Annotated in this window: 21 protein-coding genes; all 21 read left to right on the forward strand. The window is 48.5% G+C overall.

The genetic code is table 11. The features are described from left to right. Positions 1–95: 95 nt before the first annotated feature. The 21 genes from JCM10914_RS07145 (at position 96) to JCM10914_RS07240 (ending at position 25123) form a co-directional block, all read left to right on the forward strand. Positions 96–1100, forward strand: a complete 1005-nt coding sequence (locus JCM10914_RS07145; protein WP_023959023.1) for a LacI family DNA-binding transcriptional regulator — start codon at positions 96–98, stop codon at positions 1098–1100. A gap of 33 nt (positions 1101–1133) precedes the next feature. Next, positions 1134–1670 (forward strand): HAD family hydrolase, encoded by a 537-nt coding sequence (locus JCM10914_RS07150; RefSeq protein WP_023959025.1) that lies wholly within the window; start codon positions 1134–1136, stop codon positions 1668–1670. A 550-nt stretch (positions 1671–2220) separates the two neighbouring features. Beyond that, complete coding sequence (locus JCM10914_RS07155) at positions 2221–4170, forward strand: ABC transporter substrate-binding protein (protein WP_023959027.1); 1950 nt, start codon at positions 2221–2223, stop codon at positions 4168–4170. 93 nt (positions 4171–4263) lie between these two features. Further along, entirely contained in the window at positions 4264–5262 is a 999-nt protein-coding gene (locus JCM10914_RS07160) for an ABC transporter permease (protein WP_023959029.1), read from the forward strand. Positions 5263–5279: 17 nt separating this feature from the next. After that, positions 5280–6410 (forward strand): ABC transporter permease, encoded by a 1131-nt coding sequence (locus JCM10914_RS07165; protein ID WP_036717220.1) that lies wholly within the window; start codon positions 5280–5282, stop codon positions 6408–6410. A gap of 21 nt (positions 6411–6431) precedes the next feature. Beyond that, positions 6432–7493, forward strand: a complete 1062-nt coding sequence (locus tag JCM10914_RS07170) for an ABC transporter ATP-binding protein (RefSeq protein ID WP_023959033.1) — start codon at positions 6432–6434, stop codon at positions 7491–7493. Beyond that, complete coding sequence (locus JCM10914_RS07175) at positions 7490–8527, forward strand: ABC transporter ATP-binding protein (protein ID WP_023959035.1); 1038 nt, start codon at positions 7490–7492, stop codon at positions 8525–8527. Before JCM10914_RS07170 ends, JCM10914_RS07175 begins: the two co-directional genes overlap by 4 nt. A gap of 109 nt (positions 8528–8636) precedes the next feature. Beyond that, positions 8637–9680, forward strand: coding sequence for a LacI family DNA-binding transcriptional regulator (locus JCM10914_RS07180; protein WP_023959037.1), 1044 nt, complete (start codon positions 8637–8639; stop codon positions 9678–9680). Between the two features lie 336 nt (positions 9681–10016). Next, on the forward strand, positions 10017–11480 hold the full coding sequence (locus tag JCM10914_RS07185) for an extracellular solute-binding protein (protein ID WP_158442463.1): 1464 nt from the start codon (positions 10017–10019) through the stop codon (positions 11478–11480). Between the two features lie 19 nt (positions 11481–11499). Beyond that, positions 11500–13137: a response regulator gene (locus tag JCM10914_RS07190; protein ID WP_023959040.1), complete on the forward strand. Its 1638-nt coding sequence runs from the start codon at positions 11500–11502 to the stop codon at positions 13135–13137. Further along, positions 13130–14914 carry a sensor histidine kinase gene (locus tag JCM10914_RS07195; protein WP_023959041.1) on the forward strand — a complete coding sequence of 595 codons (1785 nt, stop codon included), beginning with the start codon at positions 13130–13132 and terminating at the stop codon, positions 14912–14914. Before JCM10914_RS07190 ends, JCM10914_RS07195 begins: the two co-directional genes overlap by 8 nt. Before the next feature lie 29 nt (positions 14915–14943). Beyond that, entirely contained in the window at positions 14944–15315 is a 372-nt protein-coding gene (locus tag JCM10914_RS31270) for a glycoside hydrolase N-terminal domain-containing protein (RefSeq protein ID WP_023959042.1), read from the forward strand. Then, positions 15294–17330, forward strand: coding sequence for a glycoside hydrolase N-terminal domain-containing protein (locus JCM10914_RS07200; protein WP_023959043.1), 2037 nt, complete (start codon positions 15294–15296; stop codon positions 17328–17330). The genes JCM10914_RS31270 and JCM10914_RS07200 overlap by 22 nt, the downstream gene beginning before the upstream one ends. Before the next feature lie 135 nt (positions 17331–17465). After that, positions 17466–19757, forward strand: a complete 2292-nt coding sequence (gene metE, locus JCM10914_RS07205; RefSeq protein WP_023959044.1) for a 5-methyltetrahydropteroyltriglutamate--homocysteine S-methyltransferase — start codon at positions 17466–17468, stop codon at positions 19755–19757. Between the two features lie 221 nt (positions 19758–19978). Further along, entirely contained in the window at positions 19979–20464 is a 486-nt protein-coding gene (locus JCM10914_RS07210; protein ID WP_023959045.1) for a hypothetical protein, read from the forward strand. 52 nt (positions 20465–20516) lie between these two features. After that, positions 20517–21032, forward strand: a complete 516-nt coding sequence (locus tag JCM10914_RS07215; protein ID WP_052019670.1) for a hypothetical protein — start codon at positions 20517–20519, stop codon at positions 21030–21032. Further along, a complete protein-coding gene (locus JCM10914_RS07220; protein ID WP_023959047.1) occupies positions 21001–21750 on the forward strand; it encodes a class I SAM-dependent methyltransferase in 750 nt (249 codons plus the stop codon). Before JCM10914_RS07215 ends, JCM10914_RS07220 begins: the two co-directional genes overlap by 32 nt. Before the next feature lie 188 nt (positions 21751–21938). Next, on the forward strand, positions 21939–22277 hold the full coding sequence (ytxJ, locus tag JCM10914_RS07225) for a bacillithiol system redox-active protein YtxJ (RefSeq protein WP_023959048.1): 339 nt from the start codon (positions 21939–21941) through the stop codon (positions 22275–22277). A 52-nt stretch (positions 22278–22329) separates the two neighbouring features. After that, positions 22330–22665 carry a thioredoxin family protein gene (locus JCM10914_RS07230; RefSeq protein ID WP_036717290.1) on the forward strand — a complete coding sequence of 112 codons (336 nt, stop codon included), beginning with the start codon at positions 22330–22332 and terminating at the stop codon, positions 22663–22665. A 369-nt stretch (positions 22666–23034) separates the two neighbouring features. Then, positions 23035–23895, forward strand: coding sequence for an ROK family protein (locus tag JCM10914_RS07235; protein WP_023959052.1), 861 nt, complete (start codon positions 23035–23037; stop codon positions 23893–23895). Between the two features lie 25 nt (positions 23896–23920). Further along, positions 23921–25123 (forward strand): sugar MFS transporter, encoded by a 1203-nt coding sequence (locus tag JCM10914_RS07240; RefSeq protein ID WP_023959054.1) that lies wholly within the window; start codon positions 23921–23923, stop codon positions 25121–25123. Position 25124 lies beyond the last annotated feature (1 nt).

A 25124-nucleotide genomic window follows, 5' to 3' on the forward strand; every position in this document is an offset into this window, starting at 1 on the left:
ACCGTGTTGCAAAGTCAACGGAATCAGCGGATAATTACATCATAAGGGAAGTCCAGGTTAATCCCTTAACTATCCGGAATTGATGGGGTTTGTCTATGAAATCAACAACAATATATGATGTGGCTAAAGAAGCGGGCGTATCCATCGCTACCGTATCCAACGCCATAAACGGTAAAGGCAAAGTCAGTAAGAAGAGGAAAGATGAAATCTTCAAGGTGATGGAGCGGCTGAAATATCAGCCTAGCGTCATCGCTTCAGCATTAATGGGAAAGAAGACGTATACCATCGGACTGCTCATACCTGATGTATCCAACCCCTTCTTTGCGGAAATTGCCAGAACAGTGGAAGACTTGGCGCACTCCGAAGGGTATAGCGTGATCGTCTGCAGCACGGATAACCGCGATGAGCGCGTGGAGAAGTACATCAGGCTGTTGGAGCAGAAAAATGTGGACGGTATCTTAATCGGTACCGGCATGGAGAATAGCGAGATATTGGCGCAATTGGCGGAAAAGGATCTCGCCATCGTCATGATCGCAAGGGAAGCTTCGTCTATTGCGGTGCACAGTGTCGTTACTAATGATTTTCGGGGTGGGACGCTTGCGGCGGAGCATTTGCTGGGCCATGGACACACTCGGATGGCCGTGTTGGCGGAGGATATGAGAGTGACGAGTAGTCTGGAACGGGTGCGTGGGTTCCGATTCGGCCTTTTCGAGGCGGGGATTACGCTCGGCGAGGAACACATCGAAACTTGCGGATCAGGCATTAAAGATGGGAAACGGGCAACGGTGGAGCTGCTTCGGTCCAAGGATCGTCCGACGGCGATCTTTTGCTGTAACGATCTGCTTGCCATCGGCGCGCTTCAAGCCGCTAAGGAAGCTGGTGTTCGCGTGCCGGAGGATCTGTCGGTAGTCGGATTTGACGATACGATTTTGTCTACGGTTACGAATCCTTCGCTGACGACGATTTCCCAGCCGATGGATCAGATGGCTCAATTGGCCTTTAATCTGCTGATGAACCCACCGGAAAGCAGTGAGATCAAGCAGCGGATCATCATGCAGCCGGAGCTGGTTATTAGGGAATCGACCGGCACTCTCCAATAGTGGAATTTCTAATGAATAGGGAGATGAAAAACCATGGATGAGAAGAAACTGATCGTTTTTTTGGATAGCGGGGATACACTGGTCGACGAATCGTCGGAGATCCGGGATGAAGATGGAATCGTGGTGAGTGCGGACCTCATCCCGGGTGCCGCCGAAATGGTAAGTACGTTGCATAGGCTTGGTTATACGCTTGCGCTTGTAGCGGACGGGGACGCACAATCCTTCAAAAATGTGTTTAATCAACACGGTTTGCACGATTATTTCGATGCGTTAATTATATCCGAACAGATTAAAGCGACTAAGCCAAGTCCGCGGATGTTTAAAGCGGCGATCGGTGCTCTGGATTTGTCCGATGCGGATTTCGCGAGAACGGTTATGGTCGGCAACAATTTAAGCAGGGACATCAAAGGCGCGAACGCATTGGGTATAACAAGCGTCTTTCTAAGCTGGACGACACGTTATCCTCATAAACCGGCAGACGAATCCGAAAGTCCGGTTTACACCATTGCAGAACCGATGCAGCTCGTCGAGCTGGTTGGTCGGTTAAATGCGGAGCTGGAACTCGTATAGCCCGTTTCGTTACCTATATAGACGCTTCATAACGGAACGACTGTCTTCTCCATCATGATCAGACCTTTCGGCTAGAATGCCGGAGGGTCTTTTATTTGATCCATGACAACCGAATAGTAATGTGCAGCACGTCCTTGAATAAGAGAGCGCATGAAAGTTTACGGAATACCATCATTTTTTTAATACGTACATAACACAGATATTCTATGATGAAGATAGGTCGAACATTTAAGAAACCGATGGGCACATTCTTTAAACCGGTTTAAGTAAGAGCAGGGCAGTACATAATATTTTATTCAAGTTTGTGAAATAGTTGTTGCAGAAGGAAGATAAGCCATGTATTATCAAATAAAGCGTTTTCATTAAGCGCTTAACCTGATAATTTGTTAAATCGGTTTAATTCATTGAAACAACACACGGGTTCAAATTGAGAATATTATTGTAACCCGTGATTAAACCGGTTTAACAACCGAGGAGGTGATGGTTACGTCGCAGGACAAAGCAGCCAGATTTGCAGAAGTACGTAATTACAATTTTGGAGGGGTTAATTTTGAAGGGATCCAAGCTATTGCTCATTCTAGTTCTTCTCATCTCCGTTATCGTGTCAGGCTGCACCAAGTCGGGACAGGACAAGCCCGAGGACAATCCAAATGATACACCGGACGTAACCGTGGTTGACGATGGAGCGAAGGAAGCGCCGATGCTGGCCAAACAGGTAAGCGAAGGTGCACTTCCGCCGCTTGAGGAGCGTCTGCCGAAGAAAGAGGATATCATGATTGAACCTGTCGTCGAAGAGATCGGTCAGTTCGGCGGCGATTGGACCATGCCCTGGACGGGCGTTCCCGACAAATGGGGCATAGGTCAGCCGACAGAAGAAGCGCTGTTCCGCTTCAACAAAGAGGGGAACAAGGTGGAACCGAACGTTGCGAAAAGCTACGAGGTCAATGCAGATTCAACCGAATTCACGATCCATCTTCGTGAAGGGATGAAATGGTCGGACGGCATGCCGTTCACAGCTGACGATGTTCTGTTCTATTGGGAACACATGCTGACCAAGGAAACGTTCGGCAAGAAGATTTACGACGCATACTACTCGGTCGATCCCGTAACGGGCGACAGAGCACTTGCCGAGGTAAATAAAGTGGACGACTATACCTTTACGGTAACCCATAAATACCCTAGCGTCCTGTTTCTCGAACGCGTAGCGATTGACAACAAATGGTTTTTTGCACCGGCGCATTTTCATAAAACAATACTTCCCGAGTTCGTTGGAGATGCTAAAACGCTTGAAATTACGAAAGAATGGGGCTACGAAGACCCGAAAGTATTCCTAATGGAGACTGGCTATACGGATTGGTTACATTACCAAATTCCAACGCTCCGCGCATGGATGCCGACCAATGACCCGAACGGCGATCAATTCGTCATGGCCCGCAATCCGTACTACTGGAAAACGGATGCCGAGGGCAAACAGCTTCCTTATATGGATCGAATCGTAGCTACGAAAATCCAGGACCCTAGCCAGAAGACGCTCGGTACGCTAGCGGGCGACTATAATCTTGTTATCTTCGACGCCAAAGAATTCGTCGTTCTAAAGGAAAATGAGAAAAAAGGCGATTACCGCATCATTCCATGGACGCAGCCTGCATGGTCGAGTGCCGGCGTTCAGTTGAACCAGACGACGGAGGATCCGAATCTGCGCAAGCTGTTCCAAGACGCGCGTTTCAGGGAAGCGCTTTCAATTGGGGTGGATCGCGGGCAGGTCTCCGAGATCGTCTCCAACGGATTGGCCGAACCGATTCAGGCTGCGGTGCCAGAAGGGGTCCAGGGCTTTCAAGAAGGCTGGGCTGAGCAATGGGCCGAATTCAATCCGGAACGCGCTAATCAGCTCCTGGACGAGCTTGGTCTCACGAAGAGGGATAAAGACAATTTCCGAATGAATGCGGACGGCACCGACTTGACACTCACCATTATCGAGTCAACGACGGATACGGGCCCATTCCTTGAATTGCTCAAGAAATACTATGAGGACTTAGGTCTGAAAACGAACGTAAAGATCGTTGACGGCGGCACGCACTTTGACATGAAGTACGCCAATAAAATACCGATGACAACGGAGAACATTTCAGTCGTCAACGTGGCATTTCGTCCGGATGCGCTCGTGCCACTCCGCGTCTTAACGCCTTGGTTCGGCCATTATGGGCTGCATTCACAATCCGGCGGTAAAGAAGGCGTGGAGCCTGAAGGCGATGTCGCGAAAATCATGGAGATATGGAACCGACTCAAAGCTAGTAATTCGTTTGACGAAATCAATGAACTTGGCAACGAAATCGTGAAGATTCATCAGAAGAACCAATGGGTCATCGGGTATGCGGGTCCTACACCTGTACTCGTCACAGCCTCTAACAGCATACGCAATATTCCGAACGACCGCATCTGGTCCGATGAATACCGTTCACTCGGTCATGCACATCCGGCCCAATTCTTTATCAAGAAATAGGCGACAGTTTCAAGAGAGGCGATTAGCGGGAATCGAGGTTCCCGCTAATGCCTCCTTTCACGATTCAAGCGGTTTGCAGAGGAGAGGAAATAGATGCTTCAATACATTATCAAGCGCATTATCCTGGCCATACCCGTTGTCTTCATAATCTCCTTTATCGTCTTCTACATCATCCAGTTGCCGCCAGGCGATTATGTTTCGTCCTATTCAGCGAAGATGTCGGCATCCGGCGACATCATGACGCAAGCGGAAATGGACGAAATGCGGGCAAATCTCGGACTTGACCGTCCTGTGTACGAGCAATATTACGTATGGATGAAAAAGATTTTACTTCACGGGGATTTCGGTTTTTCGTTTAACTATAACAAGCCGGTTCTGGATGTTGTGCAGCAGTATATGGGATTAACGCTTGTCGTCTCCATCGTCACCATGCTGTTCCATTATGTCATCGCTATCCCGGTCGGCATTTACACGGCTGTGAAGCAATATTCCGCGGGGGACTATTTTTTCTCCGGTTTGAGTTTTATCGGAATGGCTACACCTAACTTTCTGTTGGCGATCATTCTGATGTTTCTGTCCTATAAGTGGTTCGGAAATCCGCTGCTGGGGCTGTTCTCACCGGAATACGTCAATGCCCCATGGTCCTGGGACCGCGTAAAGGATTTAATGCAGCACATGATCATCCCGGTGATTGTCATCGGGCTGTCCGGCACAGCCGATCTGATCCGCATTATGCGTGGACAAATGTTAGACGAGCTGAACCGCCCCAATGTCGTGACGGCAAGAGCTAAGGGGCTATCGGAAATGCGGATTTTGTTCAAATACCCGACACGCGCCGCGCTCAATCCGATCGTCAGTACGTTTGGCTGGTCACTGTCGTCCATTTTTACCGGAGCGACCATTACGGCGATCGTCTTGAATCTTCCGATTCAAGGGCCAGTCATGCACAACGCCTTATTAGGGCAGGACATGTACTTGGCAGGCTCATGGCTGCTGTTCATGGCCTTGCTTACCGTGCTCGGCACACTCATATCCGACATCTTGCTGGCATGGCTTGATCCAAAAATCCGCACAGAGTTCAGGGGATCGTAATCTATGAGAACAATACCATTTCTAAAACAACCCAAGACGACAGTGACTCAGCCCCACCTAACAAAGATGCAGATTACAGCTCGCAGTGGAAGCTAATCTACCGCAGGTTCAAGAAACATAAGCTGGCTCGGATCAGCATGTATATATTGGGCTTCCTATATTTTGTCGCCCTGTTTGCCCAGTTCATCGCGCCTTACAGTCTGCAAAGCTATGACAGCAAATATGTCAATGCTTCACCGATGGGATTACGTTTCATTGATGAGCAAGGGAAGTTCCACATTCGGCCTTTCGTGTATGAACTGAAATCCGAGCGCGACCCGGAAACGATGCGCAAAGTGTTCGTTCCGGACACGGAGCAGAAGTATGCGCTTCAATTTTTCGTCAAAGGCGAAGAATACAAATTCCTGGGCCTCATCCCATCTAACATCCATCTGTTCGGTGTGGAAGAGCCGGGGCGTCTGTTCTTACTCGGAACAGACGGCATGGGACGGGATATGTTCTCCCGGATCGTGCTCGGCAGTCAGATTTCACTCAGCATTCCGCTGGTCGGCGTAGCGATCAGCTTCGTGATCGGCCTTATCCTTGGCGGAATATCCGGCTATTTCGGCGGATGGGTGGACTCGCTTATTCAACGTATTATCGAAATCATCCGTTCATTCCCAACCTTGCCGCTGTGGATGGCTCTATCCGCCGCCATACCGCCGCGAATTCCGGTGGTTACGATGTACTTGTATATCGTCATTATATTTGCGTTTATCGGATGGACTGATCTTGCGCGGGTGGTTCGAGGCAAATTTATCTCGCTCAAGAACGAGGATTATGTGGTTGCGGCGAAAATCGCAGGGGTGGGCAACGCCAAAATCATTATGAAGCATCTGCTTCCGGGATTTATCAGCTATCTCGTTGTTGCGACCACGCTGGCAGTTCCAGGCATGATTTTAGGTGAAACGGCTATGAGCTTTCTTGGACTCGGTGTTCGTTCACCAGCTACGAGCTGGGGCGTACTGCTCCAGGAAGCGCAGAAAATCGAGAATGTCGCATTGTATCCTTGGAAGCTGATCCCGCTCGGTGCGGTCGTATTGACAGTGCTGACTTACAACTTCCTTGGTGATGGCATGCGCGACGCCGCGGATCCGTACAAGAAATAATGAAGCAAGCGAGGGGATAACATGACAGCGCAAGCAAAAGCAACAATACAAGCTGCTCAAACGGAGCAGCCCATCCTGTCCGTTCGTGACCTCAAAATCGAGATCAAGATGGATAGTGGCGTCATGAATGCCGTAGACGGGGTGGATTTTAATATTTATAAAGGAAAAACGCTTGGACTCGTCGGTGAATCAGGATGCGGGAAGAGCTTGACGAGCCGTTCCATTATCAGCATTAATCCGAAGGAGTGTGAGACGACAGGAAGCATCGTCTACCACTCTCCGTCCGATAAGGATCTGAACGGTACCAATCTGTTGGCGCTGAAACCGACAGGCAAGCAGATCCGCTCCATTCGGGGCCGTAAAATATCGATGATTTTTCAAGAACCAATGACGGCTTTCTCGCCGATGTATACGATCGGTAACCAAATCATGGAGGCTATCCGCATCCATCAGACGAGAAACAAGAAGGCAGCGAAGAAATTAACGCTCGAGATGTTGGCGAAGGTGGGCATCTCCGATCAAGAGAAACGCTTCGACCAATATCCGCATGAGTTCTCAGGCGGGATGAGGCAGCGGGCGATGATCTCGATGGCACTATCCTGTAATCCGGAAATATTAATCGCCGACGAACCAACGACAGCGCTGGACGTGACGATTCAGGCACAGGTGCTGGAGCTAATGAAGAGTTTGCAGGCTGAATTCGGCATGGCGATTCTGCTCGTCACGCATGATCTGGGCATCATTGCGGAAATGTGCGATGAAGTGGCGGTCATGTACTTGGGCAAGATTGTCGAGCAGGCACCCGTTAAGGAAATATTCGATAATCCTAAGCATCCGTATACGCGGGGCCTGATGAAGTCGATGCCTCGACTTGGCGGCAGCAAGACCCAGCGTCTTGATTCGATCGAAGGCTCCGTCCCCATGCCGATCAATATGCCGCCAATGTGCGGGTTCTACGAGCGCTGCAGCGAGCGCATTGAGGGAGTGTGTAATAGCAAATCCGTGCCAAACACGCAAATCAGCGATGACCACTCGGTGCGATGCTTCTTGTATTCCGAGCAAAGCGGAGGTGAAGTGCAATGAGTAAGCTCATGCCCATATTGGAAGTCGTGAACATGAACAAGAGCTTTCAGGTGAAGTCGAAGAAGACGCTGTTCAAGAAGCCGAACCCTGTACATGTATTAAACGACATTTCCTTCGAACTGTTGGAGGGGGAAACCCTCAGTATTGTAGGCGAATCCGGATGTGGCAAGACTACGCTTGGTCGCTGCATTGTTAGAGGCATGGATGCATCATCCGGACAAGTGATTTATCATGCGGAAGACGGCAAGGATATCGATTTTCTTCACCTGAACAGGAAAGAGGCAAAGACGTATCGCAAGGATATCCAGATGATCTTCCAAGATCCATACTCTTCGCTTAGCCCGCGAATGAGCGTATTCGACATCATTGCGGAACCTTTGATCGCTAACTTTAAGCTCAGTCGAGCGGAGATTGAAGCCAAAGTAGTGGAGATCGCAGGTAAAACGGGGTTGAATGTCGGGTACCTGAACCGCTATCCGCATGCTTTCTCCGGGGGACAAAGACAGCGCATCGCGATTGCTAGAGCGCTGATTACCCAGCCCAGACTGATCATTTGCGATGAAGCTGTTTCGGCACTGGACGTATCGATCCAAGCACAGATCATTAATCTGTTAAAAGATTTGCAGGAGCAGTTCAAGATCACATACATTTTCATATCGCATGATCTCTCCATCGTTCAGAACATTTCTGATCGCGTGGCGGTGATGCATTTGGGCAGGATCGTTGAGCTGGCATCCAGTGATTCGATGTTTGCCCATCCCAAGCACCCCTATACCGAAGCTCTTATGTCCGCTGTCCCGCAACCGGATCCGAGTCACAAAAAAGAAAGGATCATTCTGGAGGGAGAGGTGCCTAACCCGGCGAATCCGCCGAGTGGTTGTCACTTCCACCCGCGCTGCATGTACCGTACGGAGAAGTGCATCCAGGAAGTTCCCGAGCTTCGTGAGGTAGGGTATAATCATTTTACGGCCTGCCATCATGCTGAGGAATTGACCCTGAGGGGTGTGCAAGAACGAAGAGCAGCCGTTCAGTAACACGATCTGAAACTTATGTTCAGTTCTTCTTCACCGGATATATGATAAGCAGCCGCGAGGCACAGCATTGTTGCACGGATTTGGTTATTTAGGAGAGGTTGACCGTATTATGGCAAAGATTGATGATGTGGCCCGGCTAGCGGGTGTTTCGAAAGGAACGGTGTCGAATGTATTCAGCCAGAAGCGCCCTACGAGCAAAAAGGTAACAGAGAGGGTGCTGAACGCTTCGAAGGAATTAAATTATGTCCCTAATCATATAGCCAGAAGCTTAGTCACGAAAAAGACCATGGCCATCGGGTTGACGATTCCACACGGTCACTTTTTCTTCAGCGTCTTCCATAACCAGTTCATCAACGGCGTTGTACTGGAGGCCTCGATCTACGGCTACCGGGTGCTGCTTGACATGATCGCAGCAGAGGAAGTGAAAACGCCGTCACTGGCTAGTTATCCAATCGACGGAGCGATCGTGCTCGGTCCTACGGTGGAAGATAAACGGATTCAGATGCTCCACCAGAACCAACTGCCGTTCGTTACCGTTGGCAAGATCATGAGCGATGGATTACCAAATGAACTCACCGTCAACAACGATAACAAGCAGATCATACGAGACATTTGCGAATATCTCATCGAACTGGGCCACCGTCACATGGTATTTCTGAATGCCGGCAAGAGAATGACGGTATCCATTGAGCGTACCGAATCATTTGTCCATATATTGGAAGAGAACGGTATTGATGTTAAACCTTATATGATCCATTACAAACCGGAGCTACAATCGGAAAAGTATATGACGTACGGTTACGACGAAATCTTCCGCGTAATAGGCACAATGAAAAGGCAGGTTACGGCGATTATTGCCGATGATGACCGTACGGCATTAAGCGCTCTGAATGCCATTAAGGATCTTGGCTTAAGCGTGCCGGAAGATATCTCGCTGTTCGTCATCTGCGGCGATTTATCGATTATGCATCAAATGACACCATCGTTGACCGGCATGGATCTGCAGCCTTCGGAACTTGGGGCGCAGTCGGTCAGGCTGCTCATGCACAAACTTGGCGTGCTGGAGGGCGAATTTTCGCACAACTTGATTATAAAGAGCAATATGATTGAGAGGAGTTCTTGTCAGGTCGTCCCAAGACTTTGCACGGATTGAACCGACAAGATTTCATGTAACTCGAAGTTCATACGACTCGCTTGATTCAAGCATCAAATAACCGTTGGTCATAGGACTAACGGTTATTTCTCTTTGCGTAATAAAGAGGATAAGATATCCCGTGTTTATTATATATCATCCATTGTTCGACCTTCGGAGAGGGGGTATATTTAAATAATGAAATCGGACAGTTGGAACGGACAAGTCTTGAGATACTGGTAATATTAATATTTTCAGCAGAAGGGGTTTGAAAGGAACATGTCCTTTTTCCATTTCCAGAGGTGGTTCGTACTTGGGCTTTCATGTCTTGTTATGGCTTGGGGATTGTCCGGATGTTTGGGGAACCGCAGTGCAGATATCCATGATTCCTTCACTTCCGTCACACCCACGGACGAACCTGAAGCAACCCTGAAGTTTTATTTTGGCGGGGAGAAGAAAGCGGCAACCGACGAGGTGTGGGCAGCTGTCAGCGAATATGTCAAAGGCAAGGGACTTAACGTGAAGTTCTCCATCCAGTTCATTCCTTGGCCAGAGTATTACGAGAAACTGCTCGTGATGGCCGCGGCGGGAGACCGCTGGGATTTGAATTTTGATTCAGAGGGGTCTTTCCGGCAGATGGCCTCCAGAGGTTCCTACATGGCGCTGGATAAATTGCTGCCGGAATATGCACCGAGCCTTTATCGAAAATATCAAATGGACGGCAACTTACGTTCGACAACCATGAATGGCGATATCGTAGGTCTGCCCTGGTCGATAAAGATGAATCAACGCCCTTACGCCGGATGGCGCGTAGATCTTGCGGAGAAGGCTGGTATTTACCGGGCACCGGATTCGGTGAAGACGGTTGAGGATGTAGATGTTCTCCTTCAAGAACTGAAGGATGCTTATCCGGACAGTAAAGTATCCCGTATAACTGCGCTGCCTTTCTATGTTGTAAGAGAGGAATGGCTTGATCTGGGCTTTCACGGACTTGGCATCGATATGAATGATCCTGAATTCAAAGTACAGGCGATAGAGCAGCAGCTATTCTACATTGAGGCGGCGCAAATGAGCAAGAAATGGTATGAGAACAAGATATTAAGTCCGGATTCTCTTATCGACAGAGGTGACAGTGCGGAACAATGGCGAAATGGCAAGGTGTTGTTCACGCTGACTTCCCATGAATGGGCGTATGCCGCCGATCTCGGTTTCGTTGATCCGAATTATCGTCAGCAGATGTCTCTTCTGTATCCGGATAAGAAACAGATGAACCGCAGTCCCATCTCAAACGTTCTGGCCATCAACCGCAACTCGGAGCATCCAGAGCTGGTACTGCGATTTCTCGATATGATGGAGACCGATCGCAAGTTATATGATCTGGTCATTTATGGGATCGAGGGTAAGACCTATGAAAAGGACGGGGAGCAGGTCATTTATCCTGACAATTTAAGTTTATCAACAAGTAATTATATGGATTGGGGTGGTCAATGGGCGCTCTGGAATCCGCGATTCATACGTTCGACAGAGACATATCCGGGTGATTTCTGGGGAGAAGAGGCTCGATTTGCCGAGCTGCCCATGAATATCGATTCACCTTTAGAAGGCTTGCTGCTAAGTGATTATGCGATAAGCAAGGAAGTCGAGAAGCGTGCCCAGCTATATGAGAATCTGGGGCGCTCCATCGAGTACGGACTCGTGTCAGACGTGGAAAAAGAAATAACCGCCTATCGAATCAAGCAGCAGGATAGTGGGCTTGATGTCGTCATTGGCGAAATACAGCGGCAAGTCAATCTATATTTGGCGTCTACCCAATCTGAATAACTTCCGGGAGGCTTGCTTCATGATGAAGGTGTTAATTGTAGATGATGAATATGAAATCCGTGAAGGTCTGCGGAAGCGTTTTCCATGGGGTGAATATGGTATCGATACGGTGTATTCCGCATCGGATGGGGATGAAGCGCTGCAGATGGCGCAAGAGTTAAAGCCGGATCTCATCATCACGGATATCAAGATGAACCGGATGTCTGGTCTTGAGATGCTGCATGAACTGCAAATGATGGAGCCGAATGGTTGGAAAGCGATACTAATAAGTGGCTATGATGATTTCTCGCTTGTGAAGCAGGCCATCCATCTTGGTGCAATTGATTATATTTTGAAGCCCATCAATATGGATGAGATGCACAGAATCGTAAGGAAGGCGACAGATCAGATCAGGCAAGAGCGCCTGGAGCAGCAAAATAAAGCCAATATCGTCTATCAAGTTCAATTCGCCGTGCCCAAGCTCAGAGAAGAGCTGTTGAAAGAGATGGTTGAGAATGAGTACGATCCGTACCGAGAGTCGCGCATTGCGCATCGGCTGAAGTCTTTAAATCTGGAATGGTTGAAGGAATCCTCGTTACTCTTAATGGTCGTAGAAGGGGACGATTTGAAGGCTCTTGCCAACCGCCAGGTGCTGACAGCTGAGAAAGAACTTGTCTTATTCGGAATTGGCAATGTCGTTAGCCAGACGCTCTCGGAAGAGCTAAGCGTACCTTCAGCCTTGTTCAGGGATTCGACCGAGCGCTGGGTTGCCGTGATCCAATGTCTGGATCAAGAAATTATGAAGATGTGCTTATCCGTTGCTGAGATCTGTTTGCAGCGGATCAATCAATTCGTGAAGGTCAAGGCGAGCATTGCCGTAAGCCCTGTTCCGAAGGAGCTCAAGCATCTTCATACTTTATATGTAGAATGTGGTGATTCGTTAGAGCAAAAGGTTATATATGGAGGTAATCGCGTATTTACGGAGTCTGTGGATGGACAGGATTGTGAATACGAACAGATGTCGATCCGGGAGCCGGATGCTGTTCTTGACTTGGTCCGCTATGGGACGGAAACGGACATTATCGAATCGATGAAAGGCTTCGAGGATATGGTAAAGTCCTGGGAGCTGCTGAGCTTGAAAGATATTCAGCAGCAGATATTTAAATGGCTGATGGAGATCTACCGGGCGGCGGCAGCTTCCGGATGGCCAGATCGTTCATGGGAGCGTGATCCCATCGGCCTCTGGGAGCGGTTGGAGCAATACGATACACTCCAATCACTTCAAAGGCATGTTCAGGAGAGTCTGCTTGTATTGGCGGGTAATTTTCGCGCGATGCAAACCTCTTCCAGTCAGATTGTACAGGAGGCGGAAAAGCTGATTCGTACGCGTTATAACGAGAATCTTTCCCTTCAATATGTAGCTTCCATGGTACATGTGACCCCTATCTGGCTCAGCAAATTGTATAAAAAGGAGAAAGGACGGACGTTTCTGGAAGATTTGACAGGCGTCCGGATGATGCGGGCCAAGGATATGCTGGGGGACATGAAGTACAAAATCTATCAAGTGTCATACGAAGTTGGATATAAAGATCCGGTGCACTTCTCCAAGCTATTCAAGAAACTGGTTGGGGTAACGCCTAAGGAATTCCGAAGATTACGGGGAATCATGGATGATTAAAGCATTTTTTCGACTCGCTTCTTCCTTCCGCAATCGCATGATCCTGATCTTCTTATCGATTACGATTGTACCGTTCATTCTCTTCTCGGCTTATGCCCATACCAAATCGGTGGAAGGAATCGAGCAGGCGAACATGACGTTCTCGATGAGTTATCTCGAACAGGCCAAGATCAATGTGGAAGCTTATTTAGCTCAGCTTAACGATGACATGAATAGCCTGATTGGCAATAAATCACTGCAATATTTGCTAGAACGGCCTCCGCTTACCACGATGGAAGAAGAAGCTGTATCGGTCGATATGCTTAGCATCGTCTATCAGAAGAAGAAACAGATGGACGCTCTGCAGTTGCGCGTGTATCCATTGATTCCAAGCGCCTATCCTACCTATATGAGGGCCATGGAAGAATCCGTGTCGGTGAGCAAGGAAGAATGGTTCATCCATGCAGCGGAGAGCACGGTGCCGTACTGGACATTGTCCGTGAGCGATGGCCCGAATCGCGGACCGTTGTTGTCTTATATCAAGACGTTTACAAGTCTGCATAGCCGGACCCCTCGCGGTATCATGATCACCGATTTAGCGGACAATCATCTGAGCCGCTTCTTTACGCCGACGAAGCGGCTGCAAGGTCAGAAATTCCTGATCGTTAATGAAGAAGGAAGCATTTTGTTTGACTCGGCTGGCAATGAATGGACGGGGGAAGTGCTGCCCTCCCCACAGCTGCTGACCAAGCGAAATATGCAGAACGAAGGTGTGGAGCAGTTATCCATCTATGATCAGGAGCATCTGATTACGTTTATCCGGATGGATAGTCTGCCATGGACGATTATCAGTTTAACGCCGATGGCTGCCTTAATGGAACCGGTAACGGAGATGAATCAGCTGCTGGTCTACATTATTATTGTGTATTTGCTGGTATCCATCGGGGTTGTCATCTATCTTACCCGCAATTTTACCCAACCCGTATTTCATTTGGTACGTTTAATGCGTAAGCTGGAGGAAGGCGAGTTCGATATGCATATTCCGCATCAAAGCCGAAAGGATGAGATTGGGTGGCTGTTCCGCGGATTCGGCAGCATTGTTCGCAAAATTGAGGATCTGATTGCGCAATCTACGCGTGCGGAACGAAGCAAGAAAGAGCTGGAGTTTCAGGTGCTTAGTCATCAGATCAATCCACATTTCCTGTACAACACGCTGGAATCGATTCGATGGAAAGCGGAGAATCATGGCCGTAATGATATTGGCGAGATGGTGTCTGCGCTGGGTAATTTGCTGCGTCTCAGCTTGAATCAGGGCAAGGATATTACGACGGTTGGCCGGGAAATCGATCAAGTGAAAGCCTATGTTCAGATCGAACAAGCCCGAATTGGAATGCCGGTGCGAGTCATGTATTTTTTTGATGATGATATGCTCGATATGACCTTCATGCGCCTGCTTCTGCAGCCATTGGTTGAGAATGCGATCCAGCACAGCATTCGCGGGAACTTTGAACATGGGAAGGTGATTCTGTCGGGACGGATGGAAGATCAGGATTTGGTGATCGATATTACGGACAACGGAAAAGGCATTCCCGAGAGTGTCATTCAGGGGCTTGAATACGAGTCTGCAGATTCAGCGCCGAATGGTCGCTCCGGGGTTGGGCTGCGTAACGTGAACGAGCGACTTAAGATCTATTTTGGTGCAGAGTATAAACTGCAGATTGAGACAGAGGAAGGCAAGGGAACCCGGATTACGATTCGGCATCCGATTCTGAAAGAGAAGCTGGAACAAGAACCATAAAATTGATCAAACGATGGGGGCAATGAACGATGATACAGAACCTTGAAGAAAAGCACGCTAAGACGATAAGCAAGCAGCCTGCAGCAGGAAATTCAACCGATCCTATGCTGTGGTATCGCAGCCCTGCTTCCGTATGGGAGGAGGCGCTGCCCATTGGCAATGGGAAGCTGGGCGGAATGGTGTTTGGCGGGACGCATCACGAACGGATCGCGCTTAATGAAGACAGCATGTGGTATGGTGGTCCAAGGGATCGCAACAATTTGGATGCGCTTCCGAACCTGCCTAAGCTTCAACAATTGCTTAGGGAGGGCAGATTGCAAGAAGCGCAGGCGTTAGCCGTGATGGCTATGTCTGGCGTACCGGAAAGCAGCGTCATTATGTGCCGCTTGGTGATTTGTTGATCGATTATCGTTATGCGGATCCGGGCAATGGGGAGGTAACCTCGTATCGGCGTGATCTTAATCTAATGGAGGGTACGTCCTCCGTAGCTTACCATGTGAATGGCACCCGGTATGAAAGGGTCAGTTATGCAAGCTATCCAGACGAGGTGCTGGTTACGGAGATAACGGCTGATCAACCGGGAAGCATCAGTTTCAAGGCCAGGCTGAAACGTGGGGATAATCGTTACTTGGATCGGATCGAACGGATTGATGACTGTACACTAGGGGCGTTCGGACAGTGTGGAGGTGAAGGCGGATCAGCGTTTGCGATTGGGCTTCGTGCTGTGATTCACGGAGGGTCTTGCAAGGTAATCGGGGAATTTCTCGTTGTAGAGGGGGCCGATTCGGCAACCTTATTGCTGTCAGCAGGAACCACGTTCCGACAGGCCGAACCTCGGATGTATGTTATAGAGAGGCTGGATAAGGCTACGACTGGCGGTGATCTGCTCACCAGGCATGTCGCCGATTTTCGGAACTTGGCAGATCGGGTACAGCTCCAGCTTGGCGATGCGAATGATGGAAAGGAGACATTGCCGACAGATGAACGTCTGAAAGAGGTACAAGATGGAAATTCTGACACGGGACTCATTGCACTCTATTATCAGTACGGACGTTATTTGCTTATCTCATCAAGTCGTCCGGGGTCTTTACCCGCAAACCTGCAGGGTATATGGAATGAACATATGCTGCCGCCCTGGGACAGCAAATATACGATCAATATCAATACACAGATGAACTATTGGGGAGCTGAAAGCGGTAATCTGGCAGAATGCCATCAACCGTTATTCGACCTGCTCGAACGGATGCGTGAACCGGGACGGATTACTGCCGCTCGCATGTACGGGGCAAGTGGCTTTGTTGCCCATCATAATACGGACATATGGGCAGATACAGCGCCACAGGACCATTATGTTCCTGCAACGTATTGGCCAATGGGTGCAGCTTGGCTAAGTCTGCATCTATGGGAACATTTCGAATATAGTCAAGACCGTAGGTTCCTGACTCAAGCTTATCCGACTTTGAAGGAAGCGGCAGCTTTCTTTAATGATTTTTTGACGGAGACTGGAGATGGGCAGTTGGTGACCAACCCGTCTGTTTCACCAGAGAACACTTATATTCTGCCTAGCGGTGAGTCTGGGGTGTTATGCATGGGACCGTCCATGGATAGTCAGATCCTGTACGAGCTGTTCGGGGCATGTATACAGGCAGCATGCGTGCTGGGTGTTGACGATGAGGAACAAGTCAAATGGCGTAGTCTAAGGGAACGCTTGCCAGAGCCGGAGATCGGAAGTCATGGCGGCATTCAGGAGTGGCTGCATGATTATGAAGAAGCAGAGCCGGGTCATCGGCATATTTCCCATCTGTTCGCCTTACATCCTGGAAAGCGCTTTACTGTGCAAGAGACGCCTGAATGGGCACAAGCGGCACGAATAACGCTGGAACGGCGGTTAGCCAGTGGGGGTGGACATACCGGATGGAGTCGTGCTTGGATTATTAATTTCTGGGCACGACTGGAAGATGGAGAGCAGGCCTTGACGAATGTGGTATCGCTGTTAGCCCATTCCACGTTGCCAAATCTGCTGGATAATCATCCTCCGTTTCAGATTGACGGCAATTTCGGTGGTTCTGCCGGGATCAGCGAGATGCTGCTGCAGAGCCATGCAGGGTGCGTACATCTTCTACCCGCCCTGCCGTCTACATGGTGTGAAGGCAGGGTGACGGGATTGCGTGCTCGAGGAGGATATGTGGTCGATCTGCATTGGCAGGAGGGAAAGCTGCTGCAGGCAGATATCCAGGCGACCCGTGAAGGTGAGATTCGGATACGTATGGATGATAAGCATCAGCGTGATCGTTTGGTTCTGTATTCTCTAGATAATGAGGAGAATGAAAGGCCGTTAAACTATGATGTTACAGATCATGGATATATTTACTGGCACACGGTTGTCGGTGGCTGTTATTCCTTGCGCGCGGAGTGAGATAGAGACGATGTAGGAACGGAAATCCTCGATATAGCTTTTAGCTATAACTAGATATAGTTTAATCCAGTTATACGATACCTATCGTTCCGTGCTATCTTGTGAATAACAATTTGCATGGGAGTGTTGATAGAGATGGCTCAAAGCAGCGTACTGGGATATCCGAGAATTGGGGCAAACCGAGAGTGGAAAAAAGCGCTCGAGGCTTTCTGGGCGGGAAAGCTGGAAGAACATGATCTCCAGCAAGAATTGAAGGAAATACGTGTCCAGCATTGGCGTAAACAACTGGAAGCGGGCATCGATGTCATTCCGGTCAATGATTTCAGTTACTATGACCAGGTGCTCGATACAGCTACGATGTTCGGTATCATACCGAAGCGATTTCAATATGAAGGTGGACGTGTTCCACTGTCACTCTATTACGGAATTGCACGCGGCACAACCGATGCGGCTGCAAGTGAAATGACCAAGTGGTTCAACACGAATTACCATTACATCGTACCTGAGCTTCAAGGCGTAGAGCCTGTCATTACCGAGAATAAACCGCTTGCGGCATACCGTGAGGCGAAAGCCGAGCTTGGAATTGAAGGCAGACCGGTCATCATTGGTCCGCTAACGTTCCTGAAGCTATCCAAGGGATATGAGCCTTCCGAAGTGGATCATTGGCTGGCACGTTTACTTCCTTTATATGTACATATCCTTCGTGAATTAGAGGAGGAGGGCGTTAAGTGGGTCCAAGTCGATGAACCTGCTTTGGTGACTTCGTTAGATGAAGCCGATATTCAGCGGCTGCAGACGATTTATTCGACCTTCGCCAAACAAGTTCCTGGCCTTAAACTGATGCTGCAAACCTACTTTGAGTCGGTTGAGCGGTATGAAGAGATTATTCAACTACCGGTTGCTGGTATTGGACTTGATCTTGTTCATGGCTATGCGGGGAACATAGAGGCTATTCGTAGTTATGGATTTCCCCAGGATAAAGTGCTCGGTGCCGGAGTTGTCGATGGAAGAGGAATATGGAGATCATCTCTTCAGGCGAAGGTATCGCTGCTTGAGCAGCTTAGTCAGATTGTTGCCGATGACAAGCTGATCATCCAGACCTCTTGCAGCTTGCTGCATGTGCCTGTGACTGTACAACAAGAGGACAAATTGCCATCCGAGCTTCAAGCAGCACTCGCATTTGCCGATGAGAAGCTGGAGGAATTAACCCTACTGAAGAAAGCTGTTACATCTGGTGGAGCTAACGCAATTGCAGTAGAGCTGGATCGCTGCGAGCAGGCGCTGCAAAATCTTCAGCGTTCGGATGCACGTAATCGACTGGAAACGCTGCAAGCGGTAGCGGCTGTCAGCGCGCAGAATCCATCGCGGAATCTCCCGTTCGTTGAACGGCATCCTTTGCAACAACAGAGATGGCAATTACCATTGTTGCCAACGACAACAATCGGTAGCTTCCCTCAGTCGGTGGACGTTCGTAAAGCCCGTCAGCGCTGGCGCAAAGGCGAGTGGAACCAAGCTCAGTATGAAGCTTTCATCCGGGAACAAATTGATGTCTGGATTCAGCTTCAGGAAGAGATCGGACTGGATGTGCTTGTACACGGAGAATTTGAGAGAACCGATATGGTTGAGTTCTTCGGAGAGAAACTGGCAGGCTTTGCCTTTACGAAATTTGGATGGGTGCAGTCGTATGGCTCAAGATGCGTAAAGCCGCCGGTCATCTATGGCGATGTAGAATTCGAAGAAGCTATGACCGTCAAAGAAACGAGTTACGCCCAATCCAAAACGAATCGTCCAGTCAAGGGTATGCTGACCGGTCCGATTACGATCATGAACTGGTCGTTCGTTCGTGAGGATATTCCACGTGAGAAGATTGCCTATCAGTTGGCTTATGCATTGCGTCAAGAAGTCGAAGCACTTGAAGGCGCCGGCATTGGCATGATTCAGGTGGATGAGCCGGCTGTACGGGAAGGTTTGCCGCTGAAACTTAAAGAGCAGGCGGAGTATCTGGACTGGGCGGTGAAGGCTTTCCGAATGACCACATGCACGGTGAAAGATACAACTCAAATTCATACCCACATGTGTTATTGCGAGTTCCATGATATGATCATTTCTATCCAAGCGATGGATGCCGACGTGATATCGATCGAGACTTCCCGCAGTCACGGCGAACTGATTCACAGCTTCGAGGTTCATACGTATCCGCTCGGCATTGGCCTGGGTGTGTACGATATCCATAGTCCACGTGTTCCGAGAGTGGAAGAGATGACTAGCATGATCGAACGCGCACTGCGAGTCCTCGATCCGAAATTGTTCTGGATCAACCCGGATTGCGGATTGAAGACGCGTGGAATGGATGAGACCGTGGCAGCCCTTCGCAATATGGTTCAAGCGACTAGAATTGCTCGCGATGCGCATGCGGTTCAAGTATAAATTAGATTGATTTTCCATTAATTCAAGGGGAATTGTTATGAGGCAGACACTTCGGTGTCTGCCATTTTTTTTAATATAAGCTGGCGACTTCCGACTGTTAATAGTGAGAGATGTTATCATGTCTTTTCCATAATATAGGTCAATTCATGATGGTATTATGCTACAATAGATGGCGGTCGAAGTTCACGCTGCTCCCATGTCATGAAGGAGGTTCGCTGAAAATGATCATGACGAAGCGAAGGTGGTGCATATTTGGTGGCATTATCGGATTGTTTCTGCTATTCAGCTTATTTACGGCCTATACGCAATCCAGGACGTCATTTAGAGCACTTGTGCTGGACCATCTGCCGGACAATCGCCCAGTTGAAATGATTCGGATCCAGCACCATTACATGCAGCCAGATGAGACCCATATTATGATTACGAATACAGCCATGATTGCAAGCATTATGGACCAATTCTCTGACGTCAAGCTAAAGAGCACGAACGATAAAGGGAGCTTTGAGAACATGACTTCAGTTATATTCAAAGTTCAATACGGTGCGACTTTCATTGTACATCTTTACGAGCCCAATATGATGAGAGTGAATAACAGTCATGGCGTAAATAAGAAGTATTCAAAAACGTATCAGATTACAAGTGGTTACGACAAGACGATGATTGAGAGTTTAGCCGATCCACATGTAAAGGAATATCTTATCGACTAAATATATATTATGTTAACTAGATCTGTGATGAGAGGAGATGCGAGATCATCATATGATTATGACGACACGAAGATGGTACATATTCGGCGCGATTGTTGGTCTGATCTTAGCGATTGGATTTATTACGAATCTGATTCAGTCGAAATCTTCATTCAAAGAGCTGGTGTTGGATCAGATGCCGGATCGACCAATTGAGCGGATATACATAGATCATCAAGAGGCTCATTATATACCTTTGGAGGATCAACTGGTTATAACCGATCCAGCTACGATTGACCAGATTATCAACAATTTCTCGGATATTCAATTATGGGCTACGACGTCAAGAGGGAGTGGGGAATGGTACAGAATATACATTGGCGTTCAATACGGCCCTAACTTCAGCATTGCTTATACCAAACCCGATATCATTCAAATTTGGGGCGGGTCAGGCATGCCCAGAAAATATGAAAAAACCTTTCGGATTATCAATGGTTATGACAACACCCTGATTGATGAATTGATCCAGCAGCATATCGCAGAAAGGGAGGTTCAACGTGAAGGAGAAACTGACGGAGACCTACAATAAACTGGCTAAGGATTATGAGCTTCACGTGGATACTCAAAGCGGATTTAATGCTTACTACGAACGACCGGCCATGATGAGGCTCTTACCAGATCAGATGGAGGGATTGTCCGTACTCGATGCCGGTTGTGCGGCAGGGTGGTATACCGAGCAGATGATCCGCCGAAATGCTCAAGTGACGGCGATCGATCTGAGTCCGGAGATGGTGGAAGCATGCAGGAGGCGAGTAGGGGAGCGTGCGAGATTGCTCGCCTGCGATCTAACAGACGAATTGCCGTTTGAGGATGCATCATTTCATTATATTGTGAGTTCACTAACACTGCATTATATCGAGAATTGGACGGCTACGTTTAAGGAGTTCTCCCGCGTATTGAAGCCAGGCGGGCGGTTGTTATTTTCCGTTCATCACCCCTTTATGGATTTTAAGCATTTTGACAGACCGGATTATTTCGCGCGCGAGTTACTAAGTGAGATATGGAACAAACAAGAGGCAGGGCCTGTCGAGGTCAGTTTCTATCGTAGACCGATGCAGGAGATTGTAAGTGTAACTGCGGCCGAATTTAAGGTCTGTAAGCTTGTTGAACCCCAACCCAACTTAGCTCAAGTGGAGTCAGCATCCTCTTCGATATGGAGAGACAAATGGTACGATTATTTAATGCAGAACCCGCACTTTTTGATAATGTTGGCGGAGAAATCTGACGGCCAGAGAGCAGCGGATTGAGATGCCGAACTCTTGGCGACATATTCCCATATGGTTGTTCAAGTGATCGAAAAGGCTCACTAACGTGCACTTCAAGCAGTAACCGACGCATAAGGATAATCGTCATGAGCTTAGACTCCATAATCTGTTATAATGGAATGTACCTGAATTATATCAAACCAACATGAACACAGAAGGAGAGAATAGATATGCAATGGAGAGAGATTACAACAATCGAAGAGTGGAACGAGATTTTGGAGAAGTCGGCGGAGCGAGGACAAGTTATTTTGAAGCACAGCACCACCTGTCCGGTTAGTGCGAATGCGCTGAGCGAGTTCGATCAATACTTAGACAAATCGCCCAATGCAGATATCGATTACACGCTGGTTAAAGTCATTGAATCCCGCCCCGTATCCAATCAGATTGCAGAGGATTTGAACGTGAAGCACGAGTCGCCTCAGATCATCTATGTGAAAGACAAGGCCAAGTATTGGACAACCTCGCACTGGTCGGTTACTCAGGCGCATATTACAGCCGTATTGGACTAAGCTGAGCCGAGGTTCATGAATTTCATGATGGAAGGAAAGGCGGGTGAACTTGTTGAAAGAGCTGCATTCACTCCATTCCCTTGATGCGATCGAAGCTTTTATCAATGACCACGCGCTTGCCTTTCTCTACGTATCTAGGGAGAGTTGCAGTGTATGTCATGCAGTGTTACCTAAGCTGCGTGAGCTGTTGGAGAAGTTTCCCGACATTCGTCTTGGACATATCGATGCGGAAGACGTTGCCGAGGTAGCATCAAGATTTCTTGTTTTTACCGTTCCGATCATGATGCTGTTTGTGAATGGGAAAGAATATGTAAGAGAAGATCGGTTCGTACAACTCCGGCAACTGGAAGATAGGCTCACTCGTGTGTACCAAGAATATCGATCATAGATTAGACAGGCTAGCAATCATGCTGGCCTGTCTTTTATTTTAAAATGACGAATCCTTCATATATCCTCCGTGTGCATTTCTGTCAGGTTCATTTATCGGGATCATGGTACAGAAATAAAGTTATTTGCAAAGCATTGACAGAAATCGATACGTATTGTTTACTTAGTAAAGTGTCTTTATAAAGTGTTGATTACATGTCTTGGAGGTGATCTAATTGGATACCACGAGAGCAGACGGACATCTGATGAAAGAAATCAATCTGAATCATGTGCGTCGGGTTATGAAAAGATTGGGGGTTGCTACCAAACCTCAGCTGGCAGGGCTAACTGGCTGAGTGTAGTCACTATCACCTCGTTAATAAGGGAACTGATGGAATCAGGAGAGATCAGTGAGGATCAGGTCATTCCATCTAACGGAGGACGGCCAGCGCTGGCTTACCGCTATTATTATGACTACAGCCTTGCTTTGGTCATTCATATGAACGAGAAGAAGGGACAGGATGTTCTTTTCTTCACGGTCGTCAATTTGCGCGATGAGATACGCTGGAGGGAAGAGCATCCCCTAGATCGGTTTAGTCCGGATCATCTCTATCCATTAATTGAAGACATCATAACTCAATTTCCAAACATCAAGGTGATTGGTTTGGGCATTCCAGGCCAATCTGTTGATGGTGAAATTACAGTCAGCAGTCATCACGAACTAATCGGACTGCGATTGGATGAGGAGATAGCATCTCGTTTTGAATTGCCGGTCATTGTGGAGAATGATGTGAACGCTGCGATTAGCGGGTATTGTCATCGTGCAGAAGAAGGGCAGAATACTTGCGTACTGGGTGTTTATTTTCCGGAGAAGTATCCGCCGGGTACGGGCATCTTCCTGAATGGCGAAGTATTTCGCGGCAGGAGAGGAATGGCTGGTGAGATTAAGTTCTTACCACTCAACATCGATTGGAGCCAGCCGCTTGATCCCAAACGGTTCATAGCTACGGTTTGTCCCGTCCTACAGACGTTGAACGCGATTCTCGCACCGGATAAAATCGTTATTTATCGTGAGAATCTGAAGGTGGAGCAGTTGCACCAAGCATGGAAAGCTTACATATCCCAGCATCCCATGCCAACTCTCCCGGATATTCATGTATCGCACACTTTAGATGACGATTTCGAGATGGGGATGAGGTGGCTTACGCTGAAGCAACTGGACCCGCTCCCTAATGTTAACAGCGGAAATTAGATTAACACGGAAGGAATGTGCAAGAATGGCAACATGGTTCCTAATTATTATTTACTTGGCTTTTATTAGTCTGGGGCTCCCCGATGCACTTCTGGGATCAGCGTGGCCTGTCATGCGCTTCGATGTGGGGGCTTCCATCGGTTCGGCGGGTCTTGTGGCCATGGTGATTGCAGGAGGAACGATTGTTTCAAGTCTGGCCAGCGGAAGTTTGGTCAAGAAGATCGGAACAGGCAACATTACACTGATCAGCTGCTTTTTGACTGCCGGGGCTTTGCTTGGGTTTTCCTTGTCTCCCTCCCTCGCCTGGCTGATCGTAATGGCTATTCCCCTGGGACTCGGCGCAGGAGCCGTGGATGCCGCGCTTAATCATTATGTTGCCAATCATTATAAGGCACATCATATGAGCTGGCTGCATTGTTTCTGGGGCGTAGGAGCGACGATGAGTCCAATCATTATGTCTTTTTTCATCGCCAATCACAATTCATGGAGAAGTGGATATACAACCGTTGCGATCATTCAGTTCAGTCTTGTAGTGGTTTTATTGCTTACGCTGCCACTATGGAAACGAGTAGCCAAAGAGCATCCTTCCACAGAAGAGACGGAACCGGCCAATGTGGCTGACTTAATTACAGATGCGAAGCCAACCAAGCTGCTCCGCCTGCGAGGGGTTAAGTTCTCACTGGCAGCCTTCCTGTTCTATTGCGGCGTTGAAACCACCGTAGGGTTATGGGGAGCAAGCTTCCTCGTCGGAGCCAGGGCCATCACGCCCGAAATGGCCGCAGGCTGGATCTCGCTCTACTTTGGCGGAATTACACTCGGGCGGTTTGTTGCAGGGTTTGTCACGTTCAAGATGAGTAATCGTACAATCATTCGAATCGGACAGCTCTTGGCGATCATGGGGGGACTTATCTTGTTCCTTCCCGTTCCGAATGGGTTGTTGATGTCAGGTTTGATCCTGATCGGTTTAGGCCTCGCACCTATCTATCCAGCGCTGCTTCATGAGACTCCCGATCGATTCGGGAAGGAGCATTCGGCCAAACTAATGGGCTACCAAATGGCCGTGGCGTATACTGGAACGACACTGCTGCCGCCGCTATTCGGCGTTCTTGCTTCGCAGACGAGCATCGGCTGGTTCCCGGTCGTTATTCTTATATTCGTGTTTATCATGATGCTATCCACGGAGAGAGTCAACCACATCTTGCAGCAACGAAAAAGCCGTCATGTCTAAA

This window comes from Paenibacillus sp. JCM 10914 (genome assembly GCF_001315105.1).
Classification (GTDB): Bacteria; Bacillota; Bacilli; order Paenibacillales; family Paenibacillaceae; genus Paenibacillus_AQ.